Source organism: Halomonas sp. MCCC 1A13316 (assembly GCF_014931605.1).
In the GTDB taxonomy this organism is placed as follows: domain Bacteria; phylum Pseudomonadota; class Gammaproteobacteria; order Pseudomonadales; family Halomonadaceae; genus Halomonas.
In genome coordinates this window covers 638,629-658,466 of the sequence record NZ_CP053382.1, presented here as the reverse complement: position 1 = coordinate 658,466, position 19,838 = coordinate 638,629, and the positions used below count along the sequence as shown (strand labels likewise).

Below are 19,838 nucleotides of genomic sequence, written 5' to 3'. Positions count from 1 at the left end.
GCCGCGCCAGGCTCTGGAGAAGTTCGTGACCGTTAGTGCACTTCCGCCATTGGCCGGTCTCGAGTCCGCTCGACTCGACTGGCGCGGCGACGATACCGGCGAGAGTGCCCCGCTCTCGACGCAGTTCGATGACGTCTACTTCTCGCGCCATGACGGCCGGGCGGAAACCGAGCATGTCTTCATGCAGGCCAATGCTCTGCCCCAACGCCTCGCCGCCTGGACGGCCAGGCGCCCCTTCGTGATCGGCGAGACCGGTTTCGGCACCGGGCTCAACATGCTCTGCGCCTGGGCCTGCTTCGATGCACACGCACCGGCCGGGGCACGGCTGCACCTGATTTCCACCGAACGCTATCCGCTGCGCCGGGACGACCTGAGCCGCGCTCTGGCCGCCTGGCCGGACCTGGCCCCCCGTGCCGAACGGCTGGTGCACCAGTGGCCCCAACCGGTCGCGGGGGTACACCGGCTGTGGCTCGATGAGCGGGTCACGCTGGACCTGCACTTCGGCGATGCCGCCGAGCGCCTGGCGCTGCTCGAAGGCCAAGTCGATGCCTGGTTTCTCGACGGCTTCGCCCCGGCCAAGAATCCGGAGATGTGGCGCCCGGAACTGTTCGCTGCCATGGCGGCCCGCTCCAGGCCGGGAGCGACTTTCGCCACCTTCACCTGCGCCGGGGTGGTGAAGCGCGGGCTGGCCGAGGCCGGCTTCGCCTGGCGCAAGGTGCCGGGCTTCGGGCGCAAGCGCGAGATGCTGGCGGGCGAGATCGCCTCGCCGCCTGCCGACATGCGCCGCGAGCAGACGCCCTGGTTCAGCTCGTCGTCGGCACGGCCGCCACGCCACGTGGCGGTGATCGGTGCCGGCATCGCCGGTGCCAGCGCCGCCGCCGCCCTGGCCCGTCGCGGCGTAGAGGTGACGCTGATCGACCGCTTCGACCGGGCGGAGCTGGGCACCACTCACCTGCAGGGGGCGCTCTACGTCAAGCTGGCGGTCGAAACCAACCTGCAGAGTCGCGCTTACCTGGCCGGCCTGCTCCACAGCCGGCGCTGGCTGGAGCAGCTCGATCCCGATCGGACGCTATGGCAACCCAGTGGCGTGCTGCAGCTGGCCCTGAGCGAGAAGGAGCAGGTACGCCAGGCGCGTTTCCTGGCCAACCATTGCCTGCCGGAGAGCGTGGTGCGCGGGCTCGATGCCGAGGCGGCCAGCGCCGCCGCCGGCATTCGTATCGACACCCCTGCGCTCGACTATCCCGATGCCGCCTGGGTCAGGCCACTGGCGCTGTGCGTGCGTCTGGCCCGGACACCGGGCGTCAGCTTTCGCCTTGGCGAAGTGACGGCGCTGCAACCTCATGATGCGGGCTGGACCCTGGCGCTGGCCGACGGCGAATGCATCGAGGCCGACCAGGTGGTGGTCGCCGCCGCCAGCGAAGCGGCCAGGCTCACCCAAACCGCGGCGCTGCCCCTGCAGCCGGTGCGCGGCCAGGTCAGCCAGCTCGCGTTGCCGGAAGGAGCCCCGGCGCTGGGTCGCGTGGTGTGTGCCGGCGGTTACGTACCGCCGCCGGCGGACGGCGTGCTCAATTTCGGCGCCACCTTCGGACCGGGCGACACCGACACGGCGGAGCGCGAGGCCGACCACACCGCCAACCTGGCCGAACTGGAGCGGGGCCTGCCCCACTTCGCGGCGGCGCTGCGCGAGGCCGGTGCCGACTTGTCGCCCGGGCGGCTCACGGGACGCGTCGGCGTGCGCGCGGCAAGCCCCGACAAGTCGCCCTATGCCGGGCCGGTGCCCGACGTCGCCGCCTGGCGCGAGGATTACGCCGTGCTGACCAAGGACGCCACGCGGGTGCCGGCCATTGCCGGACGCCACCACCCCGGCCTGTGGATCAGCGCCGCCCACGGCTCGCGCGGCATGGCCAGCGCACCACTGTGCGCCGAGCTGATCGCCTCACACATCTGCGACGAACCGCTGCCGCTGGAGTGGCCGCTGGTGGATCACCTGCATCCGGGACGGCGGATTGTCCGCGAGCTGATCCAGGGCAAGTAGCGCGGCAAGGCGCGCCTACCTTTCGACGAGCACTTGCTGGAGGTGGGTAACGAAGCCAGGCCCCGGCCGGCCCAGATGGAAGCCCTGACCGAAGTCAATGCCGAGCGCCTTCACGGCGTCGAGCACGTCCTCGTCCTCGATGAACTCGGCGACCGTGCTCACGCCGAGGCTCTGGGCCAGAGTGACGATGCTCTTGACGAAGGCCATGTAGGTCTCGTCGTTGAGCATGTTGCGGATGAACTCGCCCTCGATCTTGATCACGTCGATGGGAAACTGCTTGAGATAGCGGAACGAGGAGTAGCCGGAGCCGAAGTCGTCGATGGCAAAATTGAAGCCTTCGAGCTTGAGGTCGAGGACGAATTTCTCCAGCAACTTGAGGTTGCTCACCGTCTCGCGCTCGGTCAGCTCGAAGACGATGCGCTCCGGCAGGATGTCGTAGTCGATCGCCAACTGGTGGATATGGCCGATGAACTCGCCGATGATCAGCGACTTGGGCGAGAGGTTGATGAACAGCATGCCCTCGTAGCCTTGCTCGCGGATCTGCGCGAAGGCCTTCTCGATCAGTTGGTAGTCCATCTTGTGAATCACGCCGATGCTCTCGGCGATATCGATGAATTCGCCGGCCGGCACCAGGCGGTCGTCATGCTGAATGCGCATCAGCAACTCGTGGATATTGACCTCGCCGGTACGTACGTTGGCGATGGGCTGGAAGTAGGGCACGATGCGCTGCTCCTCCAGCGCGCTGAGCACCATCTGGTTCTTTTCGCCGACTTCACGGAAGACTTCCGCCACCTCCTCCTGCGCCGGCACGGCCACGCAGTTCTTCCCCTTGCGCTTGGCCTTGTACATCATGTTGTCGGCCATCAGGAAGAGATCGTGAGGGTTGGTGGCATGGTTGGGATAGCTGGCGATGCCGATCGAGGTCGTCGCCCGTACCGTGCTGCCGTCCGGCGCGGTGAGCACCTGGCTCGCGAGGTTGCTGGCGATGCGCTGCGCCACCGAATAAGCCTGCTGCTCCTCGGTCTCGGGCAGGATCACGGTAAACTCGTCGCCGCCATAGCGGGCCAGGAAGTCGCCGGGGCGTACCGAGTGGCTCAAGGTGTCGGCCACGGCATTGAGGAACTGATCACCGAAGGCGTGGCCGTGGCGATCGTTGACCGTCTTGAAGTTGTCCAAGTCGAGCATCAGCAGGCTAAAGTGGTCCTGGTGACGTGTCGCCCGGCCCACCTCGTAGGTCAGCATGTCCTTGAAGATACGCTGGTTGTGCAGGTTGGTCAGGGGGTCGCGGGTGGCGTAGAACTCGAGATCCTGGGTGTACTTGTAGATCGCCTTGACCGAGCCCACCAGATTGAGCAGCGTCGACAGGATGCCGTCGATGACAATATGGCGAATGGGGTCCTGGGCCAGGTCGGATTGCACGCCGATGCCGACGATGCCGCCGATCTTGGGCGCCTCGAGCAGCAGGGACTTGGTCTGCAGGCGAATGTCCTCCGGCGAGAGGTCGGCTACCGCCTCGCCGCCACCGGCGCCGGCAACCATTACCGTATGGTGATGCACCTTGAGCACGCTGCCCCCCGGCTGCCCCTCCGGCTTGTTCTCCAGCAGTTGGGTCAGCAACGCCTCGAAGGTGGTGCGGGTTTCAGGCGCCACCTCGCGGTACCAGAACACCTCCAGTTCGTAGCCCTCGTCTTCCACCTGAAAGATCGTCACCAGGGTATGCGCCTGGATGATGGTATTGATGTCCGCCAGCAGTTCCTTGATGAACTCGCGCCAGTCGCGCACGACTTCCGAAGTGATGATGAACTTGCTCAGCAGGCGGATCTCGAACTCGAGGATGTCCTTGTCCACCGCCACGTTCCTGAGCCGGTCGACCAGGGCATTGACCTGCTGCATGGCGGCATTGAGCTCATTGAAGCCGACCTGGGTGTGGCTGACATCGAGTTTGCGAAAGTCCTCGACGGAGTTGACCGCGCTCAGGCGCTTGCGGAACTGATCGAGAGTGCCCTGAATACGTGCGGCGAAGAGCTTCGACATACCCAGCGCCAGCAGCAGGATCAGCATGGCGGCGACAATGAACAGGGCCAGGTAGTTGAACCGCATCTCGCGGCTGATCGGCGCCAGGTCGTGCTGGATGTCGATCACGCCGAGCACGTCGCCGGTCGCGGCATTCTGGTGGCACGCCAGACAATCGGGGCGTGCTACCAGCGGCATGATGCGGCGTACCGTGCCGTCCTCGCGCCATACCCGCTCATTGCCCGACTCCAGAGCGGAGCGGATGACGATGTCCATGGCGGGCTGGTCGATCGGCCCGAAGCGCTCCGAGACCCGTTCGCCACGATAGAACTGGAAGCGATAGCCGGAGCCTTCGTGAGCGTGACGGGTCTCTTCGATGAAGGCTTCCATCTGCTCGCGGGTCCAGCCCTGGCGCATCACCTGCAGCATGGCGTTGAAGCTCTGCCGGGCGAGGGTCTCGGAGGTCTGCTCGGCCTGGCGCGCGAGAATGTTCTCGTAGAGCAGCGAGGACACTGCGGAGACCCCCAGGAAGACAGTCAGCGAGGCGGAAATGATCGCTACCAGCACGAACCCCTGCAGGGATTTCAGGCAAGCGAGAAAAGCGCGGGCGTAGGTCAGCATTACGATACTCGACAGGCGCGACGTGAGGCGCCAGCCCGTCCCTAGAGGAGCCGCCGTCAGCGGAAGAATCAGAAAACTCATTCTTGCCGCATGGGGTTTCTCAGCCTCTGACCTGGATCAATTTCCCGTTACATTTACGCTCGGCCACTGTTGGACATTGGTAGTGCAGCGCAGCATTCGCGCCGAAACTCCACCGCACCGGTTTCTGCCTAGCCCTCCTCCTCGTCGTCGGCCAGGTCGCGCCCGAAGGCGCGCCACTGGACCAGCGTCATCACTTCGGTGGTCTCGGTCTGCAGGTCGTGGGCGATGAGCAGCTCGCCACGCTCGAGCTGCTGCTTGAGCTGGGCGACCCAGCCACGCATGCCCTCGCCGGTGTCGGTGGTGTCATAGCCCTGGCGGGTGACGAAGGCCTCGAGCAGGCTGTCCAGGGTCTCGCCCGGCAGCATGCGGTAGGGCACCTCGATAAAGCGGCCATCGTTCATTGCCCCTCCTTACTGTTCGCTTCACTGCCTTCACCGCTTTCCCAGGCTTCGAGGCGCTTCAAGAAGCCCTCCTCGCCGAGCACTTCCACGCCGAGCTCCTGGGCCTTGGCCAGCTTGCTGCCGGCGGCCTCGCCGGCGACCACCGCGGCGGTCTTCTTCGATACACTGCCGGCCACCTTGGCGCCCAGTGCCTGCAAGCGCGCCTTGCCCTCGTCGCGGGTCATGCCCTCGAGGGTGCCGGTGAGCACCCAGGTCTGGCCGGCCAGCGGCTGCGGGCGCTCGCCGACGCTCTCCTCGGCCCAGGTCACGCCCAGCTCGCGCAACGCCTCGATGGTCTCGCGGTTGTGCTCCTGACGGAAGAAGGTGTGCACGTGGGCGGCCACCACCGGCCCGACGTCTTCCACCGCCTCGAGTTCGGCCAGTTCGGCTTCCATCAGCGCATCCAGGGTGCCGAAGTGGCGTGCCAGGTTGGCCGCCGTGGCCTCGCCCACCTCGCGGATGCCCAGTGCGAAGATGAAGCGCGGCAGCGTGGTTCTTTTGGCCTTCTCCAGCGCGGCCACCAGTTTCTCGGAAGATTTCCGGGCCATGCGCGGAAGCTCCGCCAGGCGCTCGGCATCGAGCCGGAACAGGTCGGCCGGGGTCTTGACCCAATCGAGTTCGACCAGTTGATCGATCAGCTTCTCGCCCAGGCCGTCGATATCCATGGCCCGGCGCGAGGCGAAGTACTTGAGCGCCTCCTTGCGCTGGGCGGGGCAGTAGAGTCCGCCGGAGCAGCGCGCCACCACTTCGCCTTCGAGACGCTCGATCTCGGAGTCGCACACCGGGCAGCGGCCGGGGAAGACGATCTCGCGAGCATCCGCGGGGCGCTGCTGCTCCAGTACCCGCACCACCTGGGGGATGACGTCGCCGGCCCGGCGAATCGCCACGGTATCGCCGATCTTCACGCCGAGACGCGCGATCTCGTCGGCGTTGTGCAGGCTGGCGTTGGAGACGGTGACCCCGGCCACCGAGACCGGCTCCAGCCGCGCCACCGGGGTAATCGCCCCGGTGCGGCCGACCTGGAACTCGACGTCGTTGAGCCGCGTGGTCTCCTCCTGGGCGGGGAACTTGAAGGCGATGGCCCAGCGCGGCGCGCGGGCAACGAAGCCCAGCTCGCGTTGCCGGCGCAGGTCGTCGACCTTGATCACCACGCCGTCGATGTCGTAGCCGAGGCCGTCGCGCCGCTCGCCCAACCGACGGCAGTAGTCGATAACCCCCTGGCTGCCCGTGACTACCTGGAGTTCGGCGCTGCTGCGAAAACCGAAGATCTTGAGATGTGCCATCAGCTCGCTGTGGCTGGCATCGCCCGGAGCCGGCTCGATGCGTGCCACCTGGTAGGCGCTGAACTCGAGCGGGCGGGTGGCGGTGACGCTGGGGTCGAGCTGACGCAGGCTGCCCGCCGCGGCGTTGCGCGGGTTGGCGAATACCTTGCCGCCCTCCTCACGGGCACGGTCATTCAACCGCTCGAAGCCGGCGTGGCTCATGATGACCTCACCGCGCACCTCGATCAGCTCGGGCACGTCGCCGCGCAGCTTGAGCGGGATCGAGCGCAGCGTGCGCAAGTTGGAGGTAATGCCTTCGCCGGTGCGGCCATCGCCACGGGTCGCACCGCTTATCAGCACGCCCTGCTCGTAGACCAGCGACACGGCGGCGCCGTCGAGCTTGGGTTCGCAGCAGAATCGAATCGTCTCGCCGTCGGTTTCCAGCCGCTCGGCCACCCGCTTGATGAAGGCTTCAACCTCCCCCTCGTTCAAGGCGTTGTCGAGCGACAGCATGGGCACCGCGTGTTCAACCTCGGGAAAGCCGGCGTCGGGTGGTGTCCCGACCCGCTGGGTCGGCGAGTCGGGCGTCACCAGTTCGGGGTAATGGGTTTCCAGCTCCTGCAGGCGGCGCAGCTTGCGGTCGTAGTCGGCATCGGTGAGCTGCGGCTCGTCGAGCACGTAGTAGCGGTAGTTGGCGTCGTCGAGCTCGGCGCGCAGCTTGGCGACTTCATCGAGAGTTTTCTGTTCGGGCTGGCTCATGCGTCTGTCTGTCTCGAAGAGGATTTCTACCGCCCTCAACACGACAACCCCGTGATCGCTCACGGGGTTGTCGACGGGTGCGGCATGGCACGCGGTCAGGCGTCAGTTCACCTGGTAACGGTTGAGGCGGTTACGACGTTCGAACTCCTGCACGCGCTGGCGGGCGAACTCCACGGTCTGCGCGGTCATCACGCTGCGGTTCTCGTCCTTCAGCTCGCCGCCCAGGTTGCGCACGATGACCATGGCGGTCTCGACCATTGCCTCGAAGGCGGCGGCCGTATCCAGCGCTCCGGGGAGCGGCATCAGCAGGGTGATGCCCGGCGTGCGGAACTCGTCCATCGCTTCGATCGGGAAGGTGCCCGGCTTGACCACGTTGAGCATCGAGAATTGCAGCTCGCTGTCGGGGTCCTCGGTCTCGAAGCGGTGGAAGATGCCCATGTCGCTGCTGTAGCGCAGGCCGCAGGCCAGCATCAGATTGAGCAGCGCCTCTCCCGAGAAGCCTTCCTCGTCGCGCGACAGCACACTGATGACGATGATCTCGTCGGCCTGGCTCAGAGTGTCGCGGGCGCGCTCGGCGTTGACGTTGTGGCGCAGCGCCCGGGCCAGTGTGGGATGGGTGCGAACCACGTCGTCGTCGTTGATCGCCTCGGCTGCCGCGGTCGTCGGTTCGCCATGATCGGACGCCGCCGGCTCGGCATAGGCCGAGCGGTCGCGCTCTGCCGCCCGTGAGCGCGGCGGCGCGAACAGCGGGTCGTCGTCGTCGGCCAGCTCGATGGCCTCGGCTTCCAGGCGCTGGCGCTCGGCCTCTCTGGCGGCCTGGGCCTCGGCGGCCTCGCGGCGCTGATTAGCTTCACGCGCGGTCTTCTCGGCACGTGCCTGCTCGCGGCGCTCCTTCTCCTCGCGCTTCTGCTCGCGGCGTTTGGCCATGCGCTGCTGCATGGAGAGCCCGAAACGCTGAACCGACTCGCCCATGCGGCGAGAACCGCTCTTGAACGAATCGCCCATGCCCTCGAGATCGACCAGCCGATAGCGCTCGTCGTCGTCATGGTGGGGATCGTGGTCGGCGGGATCGGCAGCCAACGGCTCGGTCTCGGCGACCGGTGCCTCTTCCTCCAGAGCGGAAAGGGTCGGCTCTTGGCGCGCCTGTGGTTCGTCCTGTGGCGGCGAAGCTGCTGCGGGCGCTTCCTCTACATCCCTTCCTTCATCTCTTCCACTCGCCTGAGCAGTGACGGGCTCGGCCGAGGGCGACTCTTGCGGCATGGCTGAAGCCACCGGACGCGTCGTCGCGGTGGCACCGGAGTCGGGGTTCGGCATAGGCCTGGGCTCGATACTGCCACCCTTCAGACCAGCGAGCACCCGCGAAGGCCCGGGATGTTCCTGGCGTTCGAGCTTGGGTTTCGCTTGCACCTGGGTGTAGCTGGCAGGCTTGACGATACGGGCGCCGCCATTGGGCAACTCCGGGTTGTCGTTGCCTTCAGCATCGGCCACTGCCTGGCCATTACCTGGATTGTTGTTATCCCCTACCTGGTCCAGGCGGGGCACTCGGCGCTGACGCTTGAGGCGACGCACACCATCTATCACGATGAGCGTTACCAGGGCCAGCCCCAGAATGATCAGCCATTCTCTAAGTTCCATGGGTCGTATTGCCTATCACTAGGGCGCCATGCCGGATGGATGTTCGTGAACAGCATAGCGCGATTGGCAGAAAAAGGGCCACTTTTTTTGTTTGTCAAGCCCCGGCATTATCGCCTGAGAGTCAAATCGACCCTGCGCCTTTCCCTGTCAATTCGCTTTTTTAATCTGCGGTATGACCGTGATGTGCCTTCTGATATCGCGTTTGTCGCCCGCTTGCAAGTCCTTTCAAGCCTCGGCCAGCGCCGCCGCCTCTTCTACACCGACGGCTACCAGACGCGAGACCCCGGGTTCTTGCATGGTGACCCCCATTAGTCTTTCGGCGGCCTCCATGGCGATCTTGTTATGGGTGATATAGATGAACTGCACCGACTCGGACATGTCCTTCACCAGTTTGGCATAGCGTCCGACATTGGCATCATCAAGCGGTGCATCGACTTCGTCGAGCATGCAGAAAGGCGCCGGATTGAGCTGGAAGATAGCGAAGACCAGCGACAGAGCCGTCAATGCCTTTTCCCCACCGGAGAGAAGATGAATGGTGCTGTTCTTCTTTCCAGGAGGGCGCGCCATGATCGCGACCCCGGTGTCGAGCAAATCCTCACCGGTCAGCGTCAACCATGCGGTTCCACCACCGAAGACTCGCGGAAAAAGCGACTGCAGGCCTTGGTTGACTCGCTCGAAGGTGTCGCGGAAACGGGTACGGGTCTCCTGGTCGATGCGACGTATAGCCCGCTCCAGCGTATCCAGCGCCTCGTTGAGTTCCGACTGCTGCGCCTCGAGATAGTTGCGTCGCTCGGCCTGCTGGTCGTACTCCTCGATCGCCGCGAGGTTGATGGCGCCGAGGCGGCGGATGCGCTCGCCGACTTCCTCCAGGCGGGTCTGCCAGGCCGATTCGGTGGCGTTGAGATCCAGGTTCTCTTCCAGCGTCGCGGCCTGATGACCCAGCTCGGCGAGCTGCTCGTCCTGGGTCTCGGCCTTGAGCGCCAGCGCCTGCACCTGCATGCGCGCCTCCTGCAGGCGCTCGCGGATACCCTCCAGGTTGCGCTCGTGGTTCTGCCGCGCCAGCTCGTCCTCGCGCAGCCGCTCCACCAGTTCGGCGGCACGCGCCTTGGCCTCGTTGAGCGAGCGTTCGTCACCTTCGCGCCGGTGTAGCAGCTCGTCGAGTTTCTCGCGCTGCTCCTCGTCGGGCTCGCGCAGTTGCTCGAGGGTCTCGGTCAGCTCCTCGCAGCGCACCAACAGACGCTCGCGGACATCACCACTGCGCCCCTGCTGCTCGGCCAGGCCGGCGCGCTCGGTCGAGAGCCGCTGATGCTCCAGCGCCAGCTGCTGCACCCGTTCGTTCAGCGGGCGCTGCCGCGCGCGCAGGCCGGCCAGGCGTTCGCGAGCTTCACTTCGCGCCCGCTCCAGCCGCTCGCGCTGCTCGGCGCCCTCCTCCAGCCGCGCCATGGCCTGCTGCCACTGCTCGCGCGCCTCTTCGATGGTCAGTCGCGCCTCCTCGCGGGCCTCGTCCAACCCCGCCAGCTCCTCGGCCAGCTCTCCGGCCCGGCTCTGCAGATGCTCCAGACGGCTGCCCAGGCCGCTGTCCTGCACCGCCAGTTGCTGCTGTTCGCCGGCCAGGTGTCGCTCCTCCTGACGTATGGCATCGAGTTCGCGCTCGGCTTGCTCGGCGCGTTCGCGTTCCACTTCGATCGCCTGATCGCGTGCTGCCAGGCGAGTCTCGATCTCGTCGAGCTCGAGCGCCGCCTCCTCGAATCGGCGACGGCTGACCAGCAGTGCATCGGGCCCGGCCCCCTGGCCGCGATGGCGCACCCAGTCGCGCCCCAGCCACAGCCCCTGCGGCGTGATCAGGCTCTCGCCGGCCGCCAGGCTTCCACGCTCGGCCCAGGCCTGCCGGTCTTCGTCCACGCAGCGAATCGGCGCCAGCCAGGCCGCGGCGGCGCCGGCACCGCGCACCCGGGCGGCCAGGCTGTGTGGCTGGAATTCGGCCGTGCCATCGGGTGACAGCGCGCCCAGCTCGGCGGGCGGCATGGCGCTGGCCTCGCGGGCTCTATCGGGGTCGGCGAGGCGCGCCTTGAGCCAGAGTGCCAGCACCCAGGAGACGCTGGTTTCCCAGCCGGGGTCGACGTCGAGTGCCTCGCCCAGCCGCGGCGCCTCGCCCAGGCCATGGGTCTGCAGATGCTCCGCCAGCGCTTCGTCGGGATCGGTGAGTGCGGCCTGGATCAGCGCCTCGAGCGAGGCCAGTTCGCCCTGCAGCGTGCTCCGCCGGGCGCGCTCGGTTTCGCGCTCACGCTCCAGCGTGGCCGCCGTCTCGCGGGCGCTGTCGCGACTGCTCTGGAGCTGCTCACGGCGGGCTTCGACGCTCTCCTGCTCGAGAGCGAACTCGGCCAGGCGCTCCTTGAGCTCGTCGCGCCTGGCGGTCAGCTCGCCCAGGTCCGGCAGTTCTTGCTGCTGTTGGCGGCGACGCTGGGCATCGGCCTCGAGCCGGGCCAGGCGGTTCTCGAGTTCGCGCAGGCGGTCCTGACTGCGCTCGGCGTCGCGGCTGGCCTCGCGCCAGCCTTCGCTGAAGGTCTCGAAGGCCTGTTCGGCCTCCTCGGCGGTAGGCTCGGCCTCTTCCAGCATCGCTTCCAGCTCGGCGAGCTGTTCGGCAAGCTCTTCCTGCTCCGGCACCAGGGTCTCGAGCCGTTCGTCGAGCCGCACCAGGCGTTCACGGTCGTCCTCGCCCAGGCGGTCGAGCTCGGCAAGTTCACGCTGGGCGCTCTCCAGGTCGCGGGCCAGTTGCCACTCGCGACTGCGTGCGTGCTCCAGGCTCTGCTCCAGCCGGGCGATGGCGCCCGAGGTCTCGAAGAAGCGCGCCTGGCGCGCCTCCAGGGTCTCGGCCAGCTTGTCGTGATCGGCGCGCGCCTCCTCGAGGCGGGTCTCGCACTGGCGCAGGCCAAGGATCTCGCGCTCGACGGCGGTTTCCAGCTCGCGAACGCGATGCTCCTCCTCACGCTGGCGGGCGCGCAGGGCTCGGCCGCGCAACAGGGCCAGCTCGCCCTTGAGTCGGTGCTCCTCTTCCTTGAGGGTCTGGTAACGCCGCGCGGCCTCGGCCTGGCGGCGGAGGCGTTCGAGCTGCTTGTCGAGCTCCTCGCGAATGTCATCCAGGCGCTCGAGGTTCTCACGGGTGCGGCGCATGCGGTTTTCGGTCTCGCGGCGGCGCTCCTTGTACTTGGAGATGCCGGCGGCCTCTTCGAGGGTGGCGCGCAGCTCCTCCGGACGCGCCTCGATCAGCCGCGAGATCATGCCCTGGCCGATGATGGCATAGGAGCGCGGGCCGAGACCGGTGCCGAGGAAGAGATCGGCGATGTCGCGACGGCGGCACTTCTGGCCGTTGAAGAAGTAGTTGGACTGGCCGTCGCGGCTGACCTGACGCTTGACCGCGATCTCGGCGTACTGGGCGTAGATACCGCCCATGGTGCCGTCGCTGTTGTCGAAGCGCAGCTCGATGGCGGCCTGCCCCACCGGCTTGCGCGCGGTGGAGCCGTTGAAGATGACGTCGGTCATAGATTCGCCGCGCAGGGTCTTGGCCGAGGATTCGCCCATGACCCAGCGCACGGCGTCGATGATGTTCGACTTGCCGCAGCCGTTGGGACCGACGATGGCGGTCATGTTGCCGTCGAAGGGCACCGTGACCGGGTCGACGAAGGATTTGAAGCCGCTCAGACGGATCGAGGTGAGTCGCATCCCGGCTATTCTATGACACGGTCGACCACGACCTGCACGGGTTCCTGATCCTCGACGTCACCGACCGGCACGCCTTCCTTGTCGCCGTACATGTCGCCGGTCTCGGGCGTGGCCCCGCCGCTCTTGGTCACGCGCACGATCAAGCGCACCTCGCTGGCCTGGGACAGGCTGGCGGCATCGGACATGGCGTGGCGGTCGTCGAGCACCAGCGTGGTCGGCAGGTCGCCGAGCGTCATCCGGGCGACCGCCAGCGGCGGCAACTCGCCCGCCATATCGCGGGCCACGACGAACACGCGAGTGTCCTCGTCGAGCAAGCCCTCGAGGCTTTCATCGAGGCTGACGCGCACTCGCACACCGGGCCCTTGGGCAACCGCCTCCTGCTCGTCGGGAGAGACGCCGAGGCGTTGCTGGGCGACCTGGATACCTTGGCGCAGCGCCTGCGCGGAACCGGAGTCGGACATGCCGGCGATGGCCCGACGCCAGTGTTCGATGGCCTGCTCGTAGTCGCCCCTGTCGAAGGCGTGCACGCCCAGCATGCCGAAGATGGTCGGTTCCCGGGAGTCGCGTTCGACGACTTCGTCGACCAGCGCCTGGACCTCGTCGGTGAGGGTGCGGTCGGCCATGAAGAACATCAGCTGGGCCTTCTGTGCCAGCAGCGAGGGTACCCGCCCCTCGAGTGCGATCAGGCGGTCCAGCGCTTCGATGGCGGCTTCGCCCTGGCCCGAGTCGCGATAGAGCGGGTAGAGCGAGGCCCACACGTTGGCGTTGTCCGGCTGACGCTGGGCCTCATGCTCGAGACGCTCCAGCAGGGCCGGCAGCGAGTCGCTCTGCTGGTACGCGTCGAACAGGCGCAGGTCGCCCTCGGCGCCTTCGTGCTGGTACCACAGCATGGCCGAGATCACCAACGCCAGCGCCACGACAGGCACTGCGAAGCGCCCGGCCGTGGGCGAATGCAGCGGGGGGCGAGACAGGTTCTCGGTATCCTCGAGCAGGCTGCGGTCGAGTTCGAGGCGATCTTCGTCGAACTGCGCGCGGTCTATGTCGCCACGCTCCAACGCCGCCTCCAGCGATGCCAGCCGGCGCCGATAGATCGCCACGTTCTGCTCGGCTGCGCGGTCGTTGGCTTCGAAGCTGGCCTGGGCGTCGTGTACCAGACGCGCTCGCCTGAGCGGCGCCACCAGCAGCCACAGTGCCGGCAGCAGCAGCAGGCCGAAGGCTAACCACAATGCAATCATTGGTCATTTCCCCGGTTGATCAGCGATTCCAGGCGCCGGCGCTCGTTGTCGTCCAGGGCGCGCACCGAGGCGTTGCGCCGCGCACGTACCAGCAGCATCACCAGGATACCGCCGGCCACGACCAGAGCGGCAGGCAGCCCCCACAGCAGGTAGGTGCGACCTTCCAGGCGCGGGTTATAGAGCACATAGTCGCCGAAACGCTGCACCATGTGGTTGCGAATCTCGATGTCCGAGCGGCCATCCTGCAGCATGGCATAGACCCGCTCGCGCATGTCCTTGGAGATCGGGGAGTCGGAATCGTCGATCGCCTGGTTCTGGCATTTAGGGCAGCGCATCGAGGCCGTCAGGCTCTGGTAGCGCTGTTCGAGTACCGGATTGCTGAACTCGCGTACCTCGACGGCACCGCCATGAGCCATGCCGGCGGCCAGGAGCAGCATCACGAAGAGCAGTCGTATCACTGCCATTTATCCACCTCCGGCAGAATCACGTCGTGAACATCTTCCGGCTTGATGTAACCGGTATGGTGATAGCGGATCACGCCATCCCGATCGACCAGGAAGGTTTCCGGTGCGCCATAGACCCCCAGATCAAAACCCAGGGTGCCCTCGGCATCGAAAACATTGACTTCGAACGGGTTGCCGAATTCGGCGAGGAATTCCTCCCCCTTCTCGCGGGTGTCCTTGTAGTCGACACCGACCAGACGCACGCCGCGATCGGCCAGGTCGAGCAACTGCGGCATCTCCTGCTTGCAGGTCGGACACCACTCGCCCCAGACGTTGACCAGCGTCACTTCGCCCTTGAGCAGGGACTCGTCCACGACTCGCTCGGGGTCCTCCAGGGTGGGGAGCTCGAAAGCGGGAAACTCCCGCGCCATCAACGCCGATTCGCGTTCAAAGGGATTCAATGACAGGCCCTGATAGAGAAACGCGCCCAGCACCAGGAAGCCGATGAGCGGCAGCATCAACAGCAGGCGACGCTTCATGCCGTGGCCTCCCGTTTCGCGCCTTCGCGGGAACTGTCCTCGGGGTCGCGTGACGTGGCCAGACGCCGGTAGCGCCGGTCGACCACGGCGAGTACGCCGCCGATCGCCATCAGCAGAGCACCGAGCCACAGCCAGCGCACGAACGGCTTGTACTGCACGCGCATGGCCCAGCTGTCGTCTCCCAGGTCCTCGCCCATGGCGACGTAGAGGTCGCGGAACAGGCCGGGGCTCAGCGCCACCTGGCTCATGGGCATGCCACGTGCAATGTAAACGCGCTTTTCCGGATTCATAAAGAAGCTGCGCCGGCTGTCGCCGCGGCGCACCTCGATCTCGGCGCCGTCGGCAATGTAGTTGGGCCCGCGGCGGCTGGTCAGCTCGTTCATGGTGAAGGTGTAACCGGCGACTTCGACGCTGTCGCCGGGCGCCATGCGCACGTTGCGCTCGATCTCGAAGTTGGACACCACCGCCACGCCGATGATGGTGACCGCTACACCCAGGTGACCGAGTTGCATGCCCCAGTAGGCCAGCGACAGCTTGCGCAGCCCGGCGCCGAACGACTCGGCGCGGCGGGTCTTGTCGTAGAGATCGCGCAGCGTCGGCAGCACGATCCACATCGCTGCCACCAGGCCGAGGGCGACCCAGGCGTTCCACTCCCCGCCGATGACGAACGGCATGACCGCCGCAATGACCAGTGCCACCACGCCGGCGAGCCACAGCCGCTTGATCAGCAGGCGCGGGTCGGTCTGCTTCCAGCGTGCCGTCGGCCCCATGCCCATGAACACGCACATGATCACCGTGAGCGGTACGAACAGGGCGTTGAAGTACGGCGGGCCCACGCTGATCTTGCCCAGGTCGAGGGCGTCGAGCAGCAGCGGATAGACGGTACCCATCAGCACGGTGACGGTCATGATCACCAGCATAATGTTGTTGATCAGCAACAGGGCATCGCGCGACAGCCAGTTGAAGCCGGTACGGTGGCTGACGCGCGGCGCACGCAGGGCGAAGATCAGCAGCGACAGCCCCACGGTGATGCCCAGCAAGATCAGGATGAAGAAGCCACGCGCAGGGTCGTTGGCGAAGGCGTGCACCGAGGTCAGCACGCCGGAGCGCACCAGGAAGGTGCCCAGCAGCGACAGCGAGAAGGTGAAGATCGCCAGCAGCACGGTCCAGCTCTTGAACGAGCCGCGCTTCTCGGTAACCGCCAGCGAATGCATCAGTGCAGTGCCCGTCAGCCAGGGCAGCAGCGAGGCGTTCTCGACCGGATCCCAGAACCACCAGCCGCCCCAGCCCAGCTCGTAGTAGGCCCACCAGCTACCCAGCGCGATACCCACGGTGAGAAAGGCCCAGGCCAGGTTGGTCCAGGGTCGCGCCCAGCGGGTCCAGGCCGCATCGAGACGGCCACCGAGCAGGGCGGCAATGGCGAAGGCGAAGACCACCGAGAAGCCCACGTAGCCCATGTAGAGCATCGGCGGGTGCAGGATCAGGCCGATGTCCTGTAGCAGCGGGTTGAGATCGGCGCCGTCGCTCGGCACGTTCGGCAGCAGGCGCTCGAAGGGGTTTGAGGTGACCAGCACGAATGCCAGAAAGCCCACCCCGACCAGGCCCAGCACACCGACCACGCGCGCCACCATGTCGCGCGGCAGCTCGCGGGAAAAGCTCGCTGCCATGAACCCCCAGCCGGCCAGCATCAGGCTCCACAGCAACACCGAGCCCTCATGGTTGCCCCACACGGCACTGAGCTTGAAGTACCACGGCAGCATCGAGTTGGAGTTGTTGGCCACGTTGGCCACGCTGAAGTCGTCGAACAGATAGCTCGCCGTGAGGCACAGGTAGGCGATGACCACGAACAGGAACTGACCGGCGGCCATGGGCCGGGCATAGGCCATCCACAGCGGCCGGCGCAGCGCGGCGCCGGCCAGCGGCATGACGCCCTGCACCGCCGCCATCAGCATGGCGACGACCAGGGCGAAATGGCCGATTTCAGGGATCAAGCGAATGAACATGTCGTCTCCGGATCAATTCTGGCTGGCGCCGTCCCGCTCTTCGACGCGCTCGGCCACCTCGGCGGCCTTGGCCTGGTAGTCGGCGGGCGAGTAGCCGGCCGCTTCGAGCGCCTCGGACACCTCGGGGGGCATGTAGTTCTCATCGTGGCGCGCCAGTACCTGGTCGGCCCTAATGTAACCGTCGCGCTGCAGCTGGCCGACCACCACCACGCCCTGCCCTTCGCGGAACAGGTCGGGAAGGATGCCACTGTAATGCACGCGTACCTCTTCGACATAGTCGGTCACGGTAAACTCGACATCGAGACTGTCGGGGTTACGCCGTACGCTACCCTCCTTGACCATGCCGCCGGCACGCAGCTGGCGTTCGAAAGGGGCATCTCCGGCAACGATCTGAATCGGGCTGAAGAACAGATTGATATTGGCCCGCAGCGCATAGAGCGTCAGCCCCACGGCAATCGCTGCGAGGGATACCAGGCCCAGGGCCATGAACAGCTTCTGTTTACGTTTAGGCCTCATTGGTGTTTCTACCCCTGCTAGTTTGAATCGGTTGGGCCCCGGCATTGTGCCCGGCCTGATGGGCCTCGCGGCGCACGCGACGGCGCAGCTGGCGCAGTACCTGGCGGCGCTCGAAGCGGGCGTGCAGTACGGCACCCAGCAGCAGCACGGCGGTCAGGCCCCAGGCCGACCAGACGTAAGTGGCGTGTCCGCCCATGGCGAGTAATTCACGGAAGGTCTCGAACGCCATCAGTTCGCCTCCTCGGCCAGCTCACGCACCCAGCGCTTGCTGGATTCGCGACGCAAGATCTCGCTGCGCGTGCGCATCAGGGTCAGGGCGATGAAGAAGCAGTAAAAGCCCAGCACCATGATCAGCAGCGGCAGCCACATCTCCATCGGCATGGCGGCACGCCCGGTGACGGTGAAGGTGGCGGGCTGGTGCAGGGTGTACCACCAGTCCACAGAGTACTTGATGATCGGGATGTTGATGACCCCGACCATGGCCAGCACCGAGGCGGCGCGCGAGGCGCTGTCGCGGCTGGCGAAGGCGCCGCGCAGGGCGATGACGCCGAGGTAGAGGAACAGCAGGATCAGCATCGAGGTCAGACGTGCGTCCCACATCCACCAGGTGCCCCAGGTGGGCACGCCCCACACCGCCCCGGAGAACAGCGCGACAAAGGTCATGGCGGCGCCCAGCGGCGCCATCACGGTGGCCGCCATGTCGGCGATCTTGATCTTCCATACCATGAACACCAGGCCCGTCACTGCCAGCGAGACGAAGATCGACTGGGCCAGGAAGGCGGCCGGAACGTGCACGTAGATGATGCGGAAGCTGTTGCCCTGCTGGTAGTCGGCCGGGGCGAAGGCGAGTCCCCAGATGGTACCGGTCACGATCAGGATCAGCGCCGCCAACCAGAACCAGGGTTGCAGGCGTGCACTGATGGCGTAGAACCACTTGGGGGAACGCAGCTTGTTAATGAAAGCCCACATGCCTCGTCAACCTCTCAACCATTGATGCTGATGCGCAGCGATGCCGCGATTGCCAGCGGCGCCAGGATCAGGGCCAGCGCCAGCAGCGCGCCGAGAATCGCCAGATGCGCCAGTACGCCATCCCCGTAGATGGCCGCCTGGACGGCCCCGGCGCCGAAGATCAGCACCGGGATGTAAAGGGGAAGCACCAGCAGCGACAGCAGCACGCCGCCACGCGAGAGCCCCACCGTCAGCGCCGCTCCGATGGCACCAATCAGACTGAGACTGGCACTGCCCAGTGCCAGCGAGACGCCCAAGATGACATAGCTACCCGCCGGCAACGCCAGCATGATTCCCAGCACGGGAGCCATCAGCGCCAGGGGCAGGCCGGTGAGCAGCCAGTGCACTGCCACCTTGGCCAGGGCCAGCAGCGCCAGCGGCTGCGGCGTCAGCAGCAATTGCTCCAGCGAGCCATCGTCATAATCGGCGCGGAACAGGCTATCCAGCGACAGCAGGGCCGCCAGCAGCGCCGCCACCCACAGCAGACCGGGGGCGATGGCCGCCAGTAACGCGGGATCGGGGGAAATACCGATCGGAAACAGGGTAATGACGATGGCGAAGAATACCAGGGGGTTCAGTACTTCGCTGCGGCGGCGCAGCAACAATACCAGATCCCGCTTCAGCGTTGCCCACACTGCGACAGCGAGACCGCCTCGAGGTTCCTCGCGAGCCACCTCGACCTCCTCGCTCAGCGAGCCTTCAGATGCCGGCATCCCCCCCTCCCCCGCCGAGGCGAACGCGGCGCAGTTCGGCACACGGCGTCAGTTCGTGATGGGTAGTGACCAGCACGCAGCCGCCGCCGCGGGCGTGTTCGATCAACCGCCGCTCCAGCGCCGCAACACCGTCGCGGTCGATGGCGGTGAAGGGCTCGTCGAGCACCCACAGCGGACGCGGTGTGAGCACCAGCCTGGCCAACGCCACACGACGCTGCTGCCCGGCGGAGAGTTGTCCGGCCGGCACGTCTTCGAAGCCGACCAGGCCGACCTCTTCCAGGGCTCTGAAGCGTGCCGCTTCGCCCCCCGACTGACCGGCCAGCGCCTGGTACCAGGTCAGGTTCTCCAGTGGCGTGAGGGCGGCCTTCACGCCGGGCGCATGGCCCATATAGAGCAGGCTCGCGAGAAAGGAGTCGCGCGCCTTGCGCATCGGCCGTTCATCCCAGAACAGTTCGCCCTCGTAATCGGCCAGCTGGCCGGAGAGGATCTTAAGCAGAGTGGTCTTGCCACTGCCGTTGGGGCCTTCCACACGCACGATCTCGCCCGCACGAATATCCAGATCCAACCCCCGGAACAGCCAGCGGTCATCACGTTCGCAGGCCAGGCTTTGCGCTTGCAGACGCAGGCTCAACGGCACTCTCCAGAAAGGCTGAATTCGACGGAAATGCTACACGGAAAGGCTTGTAGCCGCTAGCGAACCGGGTGCGTCACGGCGCCACCCTTGCCACAGGTCAAGGCGAAGATACGTCTGCAAAACTTGCCACTCGCCGTTCGCTTGGTATGATGCAAGATACCTGTACATTTCAACAGGGTCG

General features: G+C 66.3%; 15 protein-coding genes. 1 reads left to right on the top strand and 14 read right to left on the bottom strand.

Annotation, left to right across the window (positions count from 1 at the left end):
* The first annotated feature begins 25 nt into the window (after positions 1 to 25).
* On the top strand, positions 26 to 2,035 hold the full coding sequence (gene mnmC, locus HNO52_RS03040; RefSeq protein WP_197567631.1) for a bifunctional tRNA (5-methylaminomethyl-2-thiouridine)(34)-methyltransferase MnmC2/FAD-dependent 5-carboxymethylaminomethyl-2-thiouridine(34) oxidoreductase MnmC1: 2,010 nt from the start codon (positions 26 to 28) through the stop codon (positions 2,033 to 2,035).
* A 15-nt stretch (positions 2,036 to 2,050) separates the two neighbouring features.
* Here the strand turns inward: mnmC and HNO52_RS03035 are convergent, their stop codons facing one another.
* From HNO52_RS03035 to ccmA, 14 genes are all read right to left on the bottom strand, one after another.
* On the bottom strand, positions 2,051 to 4,750 hold the full coding sequence (locus HNO52_RS03035) for a putative bifunctional diguanylate cyclase/phosphodiesterase (RefSeq protein ID WP_232090497.1): 2,700 nt from the start codon (positions 4,748 to 4,750) through the stop codon (positions 2,051 to 2,053).
* A 128-nt stretch (positions 4,751 to 4,878) separates the two neighbouring features.
* Entirely contained in the window at positions 4,879 to 5,151 is a 273-nt protein-coding gene (locus tag HNO52_RS03030) for a YheU family protein (RefSeq protein ID WP_197567629.1), read from the bottom strand.
* Positions 5,148 to 7,211 carry an NAD-dependent DNA ligase LigA gene (gene ligA / locus HNO52_RS03025; protein WP_197567627.1) on the bottom strand — a complete coding sequence of 688 codons (2,064 nt, stop codon included), beginning with the start codon at positions 7,209 to 7,211 and terminating at the stop codon, positions 5,148 to 5,150. The genes HNO52_RS03030 and ligA overlap by 4 nt, the downstream gene beginning before the upstream one ends.
* 102 nt (positions 7,212 to 7,313) lie before the next feature.
* Positions 7,314 to 8,846 (bottom strand): cell division protein ZipA, encoded by a 1,533-nt coding sequence (gene zipA / locus HNO52_RS03020; RefSeq protein WP_197567625.1) that lies wholly within the window; start codon positions 8,844 to 8,846, stop codon positions 7,314 to 7,316.
* Positions 8,847 to 9,071: 225 nt separating this feature from the next.
* A complete protein-coding gene (gene smc / locus HNO52_RS03015) occupies positions 9,072 to 12,566 on the bottom strand; it encodes a chromosome segregation protein SMC (protein WP_197567623.1) in 3,495 nt (1,164 codons plus the stop codon).
* A gap of 5 nt (positions 12,567 to 12,571) precedes the next feature.
* Positions 12,572 to 13,801: a c-type cytochrome biogenesis protein CcmI gene (gene ccmI / locus HNO52_RS03010; protein WP_197567616.1), complete on the bottom strand. Its 1,230-nt coding sequence runs from the start codon at positions 13,799 to 13,801 to the stop codon at positions 12,572 to 12,574.
* Positions 13,798 to 14,265, bottom strand: coding sequence for a cytochrome c-type biogenesis protein (locus HNO52_RS03005; RefSeq protein WP_197567609.1), 468 nt, complete (start codon positions 14,263 to 14,265; stop codon positions 13,798 to 13,800). Before HNO52_RS03005 ends, ccmI begins: the two co-directional genes overlap by 4 nt.
* Positions 14,256 to 14,783, bottom strand: a complete 528-nt coding sequence (locus tag HNO52_RS03000) for a DsbE family thiol:disulfide interchange protein (protein ID WP_197567607.1) — start codon at positions 14,781 to 14,783, stop codon at positions 14,256 to 14,258. The genes HNO52_RS03005 and HNO52_RS03000 overlap by 10 nt, the downstream gene beginning before the upstream one ends.
* A complete protein-coding gene (locus HNO52_RS02995) occupies positions 14,780 to 16,786 on the bottom strand; it encodes a heme lyase CcmF/NrfE family subunit (protein ID WP_197567605.1) in 2,007 nt (668 codons plus the stop codon). The genes HNO52_RS03000 and HNO52_RS02995 overlap by 4 nt, the downstream gene beginning before the upstream one ends.
* Positions 16,787 to 16,798: 12 nt before the next feature.
* Positions 16,799 to 17,302 (bottom strand): cytochrome c maturation protein CcmE, encoded by a 504-nt coding sequence (gene ccmE, locus HNO52_RS02990; protein WP_197567603.1) that lies wholly within the window; start codon positions 17,300 to 17,302, stop codon positions 16,799 to 16,801.
* Positions 17,292 to 17,531 carry a heme exporter protein CcmD gene (gene ccmD, locus HNO52_RS02985; protein ID WP_197567601.1) on the bottom strand — a complete coding sequence of 80 codons (240 nt, stop codon included), beginning with the start codon at positions 17,529 to 17,531 and terminating at the stop codon, positions 17,292 to 17,294. Before ccmD ends, ccmE begins: the two co-directional genes overlap by 11 nt.
* Positions 17,531 to 18,271 carry a heme ABC transporter permease gene (locus HNO52_RS02980; protein ID WP_197567599.1) on the bottom strand — a complete coding sequence of 247 codons (741 nt, stop codon included), beginning with the start codon at positions 18,269 to 18,271 and terminating at the stop codon, positions 17,531 to 17,533. Before HNO52_RS02980 ends, ccmD begins: the two co-directional genes overlap by 1 nt.
* 14 nt (positions 18,272 to 18,285) lie before the next feature.
* A complete protein-coding gene (gene ccmB, locus HNO52_RS02975; RefSeq protein WP_167112238.1) occupies positions 18,286 to 19,023 on the bottom strand; it encodes a heme exporter protein CcmB in 738 nt (245 codons plus the stop codon).
* The gene (ccmA, locus tag HNO52_RS02970; protein WP_197567597.1) at positions 19,010 to 19,654 is read right to left on the bottom strand and encodes a cytochrome c biogenesis heme-transporting ATPase CcmA; all 645 of its coding nucleotides are present in this window, start codon (positions 19,652 to 19,654) and stop codon (positions 19,010 to 19,012) included. Before ccmA ends, ccmB begins: the two co-directional genes overlap by 14 nt.
* Between the last annotated feature and the right edge of the window lie 184 nt (positions 19,655 to 19,838).

Excerpts from the sequence above, each read along its gene's own strand:
- HNO52_RS03035 (WP_232090497.1), bottom strand. The coding sequence starts at position 4,750 with ATGAGTTTTCTGATTCTTCCGCTGACGGCGGCTCCTCTAGGGACGGGC.
- HNO52_RS03030 (WP_197567629.1), bottom strand. The coding sequence starts at position 5,151 with ATGAACGATGGCCGCTTTATCGAGGTGCCCTACCGCATGCTGCCGGGC.
- ligA (WP_197567627.1), bottom strand. The coding sequence starts at position 7,211 with ATGAGCCAGCCCGAACAGAAAACTCTCGATGAAGTCGCCAAGCTGCGC.
- zipA (WP_197567625.1), bottom strand. The coding sequence starts at position 8,846 with ATGGAACTTAGAGAATGGCTGATCATTCTGGGGCTGGCCCTGGTAACG.
- smc (WP_197567623.1), bottom strand. The coding sequence starts at position 12,566 with ATGCGACTCACCTCGATCCGTCTGAGCGGCTTCAAATCCTTCGTCGAC.
- ccmI (WP_197567616.1), bottom strand. The coding sequence starts at position 13,801 with ATGATTGCATTGTGGTTAGCCTTCGGCCTGCTGCTGCTGCCGGCACTG.
- HNO52_RS03005 (WP_197567609.1), bottom strand. The coding sequence starts at position 14,265 with ATGGCAGTGATACGACTGCTCTTCGTGATGCTGCTCCTGGCCGCCGGC.
- HNO52_RS03000 (WP_197567607.1), bottom strand. The coding sequence starts at position 14,783 with ATGAAGCGTCGCCTGCTGTTGATGCTGCCGCTCATCGGCTTCCTGGTG.
- HNO52_RS02995 (WP_197567605.1), bottom strand. The coding sequence starts at position 16,786 with ATGTTCATTCGCTTGATCCCTGAAATCGGCCATTTCGCCCTGGTCGTC.
- ccmE (WP_197567603.1), bottom strand. The coding sequence starts at position 17,302 with ATGAGGCCTAAACGTAAACAGAAGCTGTTCATGGCCCTGGGCCTGGTA.
- ccmD (WP_197567601.1), bottom strand. The coding sequence starts at position 17,531 with ATGGCGTTCGAGACCTTCCGTGAATTACTCGCCATGGGCGGACACGCC.
- HNO52_RS02980 (WP_197567599.1), bottom strand. The coding sequence starts at position 18,271 with ATGTGGGCTTTCATTAACAAGCTGCGTTCCCCCAAGTGGTTCTACGCC.
- ccmB (WP_167112238.1), bottom strand. The coding sequence starts at position 19,023 with ATGCCGGCATCTGAAGGCTCGCTGAGCGAGGAGGTCGAGGTGGCTCGC.